Consider the following 6,364-nt stretch of genomic DNA (forward strand, 5'->3'; position numbering starts at 1 on the left):
GCTATCCTGTCGATCGTCCTCAACCCGCTGATGTTCCTTGCCGTCGACTGGATGAAACCCTGGCTGGAAAGGCGCGCCGGCAAGACGGCTTCGCTCGACGAGGCAAAGCCGATCGGCCCCGCGACGGAGCCAGGCCAGCTGGCTTCGGTTGCGGCACCCGTGAAAGAGGACGGCCCGCCGCCCAGGACAGCGCTTACCGGCCATTCCATCCTGGTCGGCTATGGCCGCGTCGGCAGTCTCGTCGGCACGTCATTGAAGAAGGCCGCCCTGCCCTTCCTCGTCATCGAGGATGCCGACAAGACGCTGGCGAAGCTCAGGCACGACGGCATCGAAACCGTGTCCGGCAACGCCGCGAATAGCGAGGTGTTCGCTGCTTCCAATCCCGAGGGCGCCAAGCGGCTGATCCTCGCCATCCCCAACGCCTTCGAGGCGGGACAGATCGTGCTGCGCGCCCGCGCCGCCAACCCGAAGATCAACGTCATTGCCCGCGCCCATTCCGATGCCGAGGTCGAGCATCTCAAGGGGCTCGGAGCCGACACGGTCATCATGGGTGAGCGCGAGATCGCGCGTGGGATTGTGGAAGAGGTGATGGAAGGCAAGACAGAGGCGGCCGAAGAGCCGAAAGCACCGATTACTTAGACCCCGATCGCCGGCGTTCGCTTACACATGCTGGCCGCCATTGATGTGGATTTCGGAGCCCGTCACATAGGAAGCCTGCTGCGAGCACAGGAAAAAGATGATGTCGGCGACTTCCGCCGTGGTCCCCAGCCGCCGCAGCGGGATCGTCTCGACGATCTTTTCCGTGCCCGGCGACAGGATCGCCGTATCGATCTCGCCGGGTGCGATGGCGTTGACGCGGATGCCGTGCGGGCCGAAATCGTGCGCCATTTCCCGCGTCAGTGAGCCGAGCGCGGCTTTCGACGTCGCATAGGCGGTGCCGGCGAAGGGATGCACGCGGGTACCGGCGATCGAGGTGACATTGACGATCGAGCCTTTGGCCGACGCCAATTCCCTAAATAATCCCCGCGCCAGCATGATCGGCGCGAAGAAATTGACCTGGAACACGTCACGCCAGACATGCATCGGCGTGTCGATCGAATTCATTCGGCTGTTGCCGTCCTTGAGCTTCGGCGAGATGCCGGCATTGTTGACCAGCGCATGAAGCTGGCCGCCATGCGCCTCCAGCCGATGGCGGATTTCCGAGATCGCGATGCCGACATCCTCCTGGTCGGCGAGATCGACCTTGATATGGTCTTCCGGACCGGCCGGCCACGGGCAGTCCTCGGCAAAGGCCTGGCGCGAGCAGGTGATGACGCGCCAGCCTTCGCGCGAAAAGCGCTTGACCGTGGCATGGCCGATGCCGCGGCTGGCGCCGGTCAGCACGATTGTCTTTCTGGTGTCGGTTTCGGCCATTCGCGATCTCTTTAGGGCGACGTGCGTCCCTTTGGGCGCACAAAGTACGCTCTAGCACTTTTAACCCGGAGATGTAGCGGAACACGGCAGCGATGACGAGGGGTCAGCCGCCGGTGAGGATGTCGAAGATCGAGGTCTGCCGCTTCTTGACCGGGCCGCCGACATCGCCGGGCGGCACCGGGCGCTTGATAGATGCGGTGGTGCCGCCACCGCCCGGCACGCCGAAGCCTGCGGCATCGACCGTTTCGGCGGGACGCACGGCGCGAGGCGGCGACGCTTTTTGGGCGGACGGCGCGGATTGGCCAACCGAAGCGGACGGCACCGGGGCGGGTTGCGCCGCGTTGGACGGTATTTCGTCCTGCACGATCGTATCCGCGGGCGTCGACCTCCATGTTCCAGGCAGCGGCCGCACCGGCACGCCTTCATGCGCGGCGACCATGAATTCATGCCAGGCCTGCGCCGGCAGCGCGCCGCCGGTGACCTTCTTCATCGGACCGCCATCGTCATTGCCGAACCAGACTCCGGTGGTGAGATTGGCGGTGTAGCCGATGAACCAGGCGTCGCGCGAATTCTGGCTGGTGCCGGTCTTCCCGGCGGCCGGCCAGGCAAAGGCCGCCTTCCTGGCAGTGCCGATTTCGACAGTGCCGGTCATCATAGAATTCATCATCCCGACGATCTCGGGCTTGATGACGCGCGGGGCGCCGTCGCCATTGTTGTCGTAGAGCACCTTGCCGCCGGCTGTCGTCACGCGGCGGATAAAATGGACGTCCGGGCGGTAGCCGCCATTGGCGAAGGGGACATAGGCCGACGTCAGTTCCAGCGGCGTCACTTCAGAGGTACCGAGCGCGATCGAGGTGTTGGCCGTGAGGTCGGACTGGATGCCCATGCGATGCGCCGCCTCGACCACCGCGTCAGGGCCGACTTCCATGGTTAACTGGGCAGCCACCGAGTTCAGCGACTTCGCCAGCGCCGTCGCCAGCGTCACCTTGCCGAAATACTTGCCGCCGTAATTGGTTGGCGTCCATTTGCCTATTCTGATCGGCGCGTCATTGCGCACGCTGTCTGGTGTGCGGCCGGCTTCCAGCGCCGCCATGTAAACGAACGGCTTGAACGCCGAGCCCGGCTGGCGGCGCGCCTCCGAGGCGCGGTCGAACTGGCTGGTCGAATAATCATAGCCGCCGACCATGGCACGTACCGCCCCGGAATTGTCGATCGACACCAGCACACCCTGGCTGGCATTGAGCTTCTTGCCGCTCCCGTCGATCAGCCGGCGGATCGATTGTTCGGCGAGCTTTTGCAGCGTGAGGTCGACGGTAGTGTCGACGATGATGTCGCCCCGCACATCGCCGATCAGGTCGGGCAGTTCTTCCACGATGGTGTCAGCGACGTAGTTTTCCGAGCCCGTCCAGTAGGATGCCACCCGCGACGCCGGCGCGCTCATCGCCGTGGTCAGTTCCTTAGCGCTGATCTTGCCTTCGTCGCGCATGGCGGCGAGAACGAGCTGCGAGCGCTGCTCGGCCGCCTTCGGGTCACGCGCCGGAGACAGACGCGACGGCGCTTTCAACAGGCCAGCGAGGAGTGCGGCCTCAGGCAGCGTGACATCGCGTGCGCTCTTGCCGAAATAGCGGCGCGAGGCCGCTTCGACACCATAGGCGCCGGAGCCGAAATAGACCCGGTTGAGGTACATTTCGAGGATCTGGTCCTTGGTGTGCTTGTGCTCGAGCCACAGCGCCAGAAGCACTTCCTGCACCTTGCGTTCCAGCGTGCGATCAGGCGTCAGGAACAGGTTTTTCGCCAATTGCTGGGTCAGCGTCGAGCCGCCCTGCGAAAAACGCCCGCCGAGAACGTTGGCGACCATGGCTCTGGACAGACCGATCGGATCGATGCCCAAATGCGAATAGAAGCGGCGATCTTCGATGGCGATGACGGCCTCGGGAATATAGGCCGACATTTCATGCAGGCCGACAGCTTCGCCGCCGCTCATGCCGCGATTGGCGAGCAGTTTTCCTTCGACGGAGACGATCCTGATATTGGGCGCGCGGTCGGGAATGGCCCAGGTGGTGGCCGCCGGCATTTTCGCACCGTAATAGACGACGATGCCTGCGCTGGCGATGCCGCCCCAGATGGCCAGCACGAAGCACCAGTAGGCCAACCGGCCGAGCACGCCGAACAGGCCGCGCCGGCTTTTGCCACGTCCGCGACGCGACGATTTTGTCCGGGCCGGTTGGCGCTTTGCACAGGTCTTGCGGTTGCTCGGCACGACGCGATCCTCCTCGCTCACAGAAAAACCGGCCGAGGATTTCGCCTGTGGCGGTCCCTCGAAGCTGGGTTCGATGCGGCTGTCTCTGCGGTTCGCCATGCGCTGTGCTGTATGTCCCGATGCCTATCGCATCGGCCCGAAAATCGCGATTTTCGGAAACACGATGCGAAGCTTCAAAGTCTAAGAGCGTACTTGTGCGTCCGAACGGACGCACATCGCTCCATGGCGTTCGGGTGAAGAGTAGATGCGGCGATTTAAGGGCGGGTTAAATGGTTCAAAGTTAATTCAACGCGTTAGGGGCGTCACCGCTGCGTTCCTTGCTTCTGGCGGTTTGCAACAATGGCGTCCCCCGCGAAACGGCCTTCTCGTATTTCAGCATCAACCGCTCAGCCACCGTCTCTTGCGTTCGATCGCTGCTCTAAACCGTTGAATCTGCGCATGACCTTGCCACCAAAGTCATTCACCTTGGTGGATCATGCGTTAGTCGATCGCATCACGAACGGAAAGCGCTGCCCAGGATGATTGCATCGTCTCGCCGACATGGCAGTAGCAGACAATTTCGTGGAGCTGATCGTCCGTCAGTTCGAAGAAACGCTTTGCTTCGCCATAAGTGTCGTCTTTCAGGCCCTCATCGCGCAGAATCGGATCCTCGAAGGCAACCGATATTGGCGAGCCTTCGCCACGCATGATTTCGCGCTCCGGCGACGAACGATATTCGGTCCCGATAAGCGCGGTAAGGAGTCGGCTGGGCTGCCGTTCTAGAAGTTTTGACCAACGTTCGAGACGCTGGGTTCGGTCCATTCTAGGAGGTGTTGGGTCTCTGTGTACCTTTGCCACCGCATGCAGTTGGTCCAGTGTTTGGTGCCTCATGGCAACCTCCTAATAGTAGGTGGGTTGGCCCCAAACTCCCTGTACCAAGATCATACCGCGGATGTGTCGATACGTCACTCTTATTCCGTATCCAGGTTGGCTTCTCTCCCGGTGCATCGAAGGATGGAGCGGCCTGCCTTGGCGCTCAATTTTTGACCCGATGGGGCAGGTCATCGGCACCTTTGCCGCGCCAACCCAACGCCGCTCAGTTCTGCTGGATCGAAATGCCTTTGTCGTCGATCTTGAGTTCCACGCCCTTCGGCCTGGTTTGCTCGCGATAGACATAGACGCCGAGCGCGATGACCACGACGACGAGCGCGCCGATGATAAGATAGAGCATGTTCTGCTTCATGGCGCGCCCTTGATGTGCTTCGAGGATCAGGCCTGCTTCACCAGTTTGATCAGCACGAGCAGGATCACCGCGCCGATCGTGGCGTGGATGATGGAGGCAAATATACCGCCGCCTATGGCGAACCCCATCCTTGGGAAGAGCCAGCCGGCTATTAAGGCACCAACGATGCCGACGACGATATTGCCGACCAGGCCGAGGCCGAAACCCTTGACGATCAGGCCGGCGAGCCAGCCGGCGATGGCACCGATGATGATGAAGACAAGCAGGCTCTCAGTACCCATTGCAGATCCCTCCCGAGCGAATGGTCGCGGAGCAGAGAGCTCCGAATCGACCTCCGATTGAACATGTCCAACCTATTGGAAAGGAGCCGGCGCCGCCAGCGGCGTCATACGTCGTCGCCATCCCCGGATGCAGGCCGCCAGCTAATCGGCTCGACCTTCCTTTGCGTATGACCGTCCGTATAGGCCCACCAGCCGGTGTCGTTCTCGTCCCAGTCGCCGCCGGCCGCTTTCAGCCGGTCGAGCGACCGGTACTGCGCGATGGATTCGTTCATCACCCCGTCGCTGCCCTTCCAGTAGACGGTGACCTTGGAGCCATCCTTGGGTGCTGTTTCGATTGGTTTTCTGGCAGCCATTTCATCCCTCCACGGACCGACAGAACGTCGCGGCGAACACCAGGTTCCGCCTTAGCTATGGGCGAAGATGTCTGCCTCATCCCAGCCCATCAGGTCGAGTTTCGCACGCGTCGGCAGGAAGCGGAAGCAGGCTTCGGCCTCCCTGGTCCGGTTGTCGCGCGCAAGCCGCGCTGTCAGCACATCGCGCAGCTGGTGCAGATAGAGCACGTCGGAGGCGGCGTATTCGAGTTGTTCGGGCGATAACGTCTCCGCCGCCCAGTCCGATGACTGCTGCGCTTTCGACAGGCTGACGCCGAGAAGCTCAAAACAGATGTCCTTCAGCCCGTGCCGGTCGGTATAGGTTCGGGTAAGCCGCGAGGCGATCTTGGTGCAGAACACCGGCTCCGGCATGACGCCGAAGGCGTTGTAGAGCACGGCGAGATCGAAACGGCCGAAATGGAACAGCTTGGTTATGCTGCGGTTCTTGAGCAGGCTGACGAGGTTTGGCGCCTTCTTCTGGCCGGGCGCGATCTGGATGACGTCGGCGGAACCGTCGCCCGGCGAGATCTGCACCACGCAAAGCCGGTCGCGATGCGGATTGAGCCCCAGCGTCTCCGTGTCGATGGCGACCGCCCCGACGTCGTAGTGCAAGAGCCCCGGCAGGTCGTTCTTATGGAAGCGGATATCGCTCATCGTATTCTCCGGTCGCGACTGGACGCGCGTCGCTCTAATGCATGTAGCGCAAAAGTGTGCAGCGGTTTTGCGATAACGACATGCATAAAACAACAACCTAAAGCGCGTCGCATCAGGCAGATCACACGCGACGCGCTTTAGCCCGTCCTTGCCGCGATCCGAT

The 6,364-nt window shown here is 62.1% G+C and carries 8 protein-coding genes; 1 reads left to right on the forward strand and 7 read right to left on the reverse strand.

Going from position 1 to position 6,364, the window contains the following annotated elements; all coding sequences use genetic code 11:
- A partial coding sequence (locus EOA85_RS24235) for an NAD-binding protein (protein ID WP_206523356.1) occupies positions 1-639 on the forward strand: 639 nt, incomplete at its 5' end.
- A gap of 21 nt (positions 640-660) precedes the next feature.
- On the opposite strand, the gene EOA85_RS24240 is transcribed toward EOA85_RS24235, so the two are convergent.
- From EOA85_RS24240 to EOA85_RS24270, 7 genes are all read right to left on the reverse strand, one after another.
- Positions 661-1,413, reverse strand: a complete 753-nt coding sequence (locus EOA85_RS24240) for an SDR family oxidoreductase (protein WP_027153080.1) — start codon at positions 1,411-1,413, stop codon at positions 661-663.
- Between the two features lie 103 nt (positions 1,414-1,516).
- The gene (locus EOA85_RS24245) at positions 1,517-3,772 is read right to left on the reverse strand and encodes a transglycosylase domain-containing protein (RefSeq protein ID WP_127211452.1); all 2,256 of its coding nucleotides are present in this window, start codon (positions 3,770-3,772) and stop codon (positions 1,517-1,519) included.
- A 381-nt stretch (positions 3,773-4,153) separates the two neighbouring features.
- On the reverse strand, positions 4,154-4,543 hold the full coding sequence (locus tag EOA85_RS24250; protein ID WP_065010152.1) for a hypothetical protein: 390 nt from the start codon (positions 4,541-4,543) through the stop codon (positions 4,154-4,156).
- A 205-nt stretch (positions 4,544-4,748) separates the two neighbouring features.
- Complete coding sequence (locus EOA85_RS39935; protein WP_281033780.1) at positions 4,749-4,883, reverse strand: hypothetical protein; 135 nt, start codon at positions 4,881-4,883, stop codon at positions 4,749-4,751.
- A 38-nt stretch (positions 4,884-4,921) separates the two neighbouring features.
- A complete protein-coding gene (locus EOA85_RS24260) occupies positions 4,922-5,176 on the reverse strand; it encodes a GlsB/YeaQ/YmgE family stress response membrane protein (RefSeq protein ID WP_065010153.1) in 255 nt (84 codons plus the stop codon).
- Between the two features lie 104 nt (positions 5,177-5,280).
- The gene (locus EOA85_RS24265) at positions 5,281-5,529 is read right to left on the reverse strand and encodes a hypothetical protein (RefSeq protein WP_127211453.1); all 249 of its coding nucleotides are present in this window, start codon (positions 5,527-5,529) and stop codon (positions 5,281-5,283) included.
- A 51-nt stretch (positions 5,530-5,580) separates the two neighbouring features.
- A complete protein-coding gene (locus EOA85_RS24270) occupies positions 5,581-6,201 on the reverse strand; it encodes a ribonuclease D (RefSeq protein ID WP_029348220.1) in 621 nt (206 codons plus the stop codon).
- Positions 6,202-6,364: the final 163 nt, after the last annotated feature.

The organism is Mesorhizobium sp. M5C.F.Ca.IN.020.29.1.1 (assembly GCF_003997375.1).
GTDB classification, from domain to species: domain Bacteria; phylum Pseudomonadota; class Alphaproteobacteria; order Rhizobiales; family Rhizobiaceae; genus Mesorhizobium; species Mesorhizobium wenxiniae.

Coding starts and splice junctions, on each gene's coding strand:
- EOA85_RS24240 (WP_027153080.1), bottom strand. CDS start 1,413: ATGGCCGAAACCGACACCAGAAAGACAATCGTGCTGACCGGCGCCAGC.
- EOA85_RS24245 (WP_127211452.1), bottom strand. CDS start 3,772: ATGGCGAACCGCAGAGACAGCCGCATCGAACCCAGCTTCGAGGGACCG.
- EOA85_RS24250 (WP_065010152.1), bottom strand. CDS start 4,543: ATGAGGCACCAAACACTGGACCAACTGCATGCGGTGGCAAAGGTACAC.
- EOA85_RS39935 (WP_281033780.1), bottom strand. CDS start 4,883: ATGCTCTATCTTATCATCGGCGCGCTCGTCGTCGTGGTCATCGCGCTC.
- EOA85_RS24260 (WP_065010153.1), bottom strand. CDS start 5,176: ATGGGTACTGAGAGCCTGCTTGTCTTCATCATCATCGGTGCCATCGCC.
- EOA85_RS24265 (WP_127211453.1), bottom strand. CDS start 5,529: ATGGCTGCCAGAAAACCAATCGAAACAGCACCCAAGGATGGCTCCAAG.
- EOA85_RS24270 (WP_029348220.1), bottom strand. CDS start 6,201: ATGAGCGATATCCGCTTCCATAAGAACGACCTGCCGGGGCTCTTGCAC.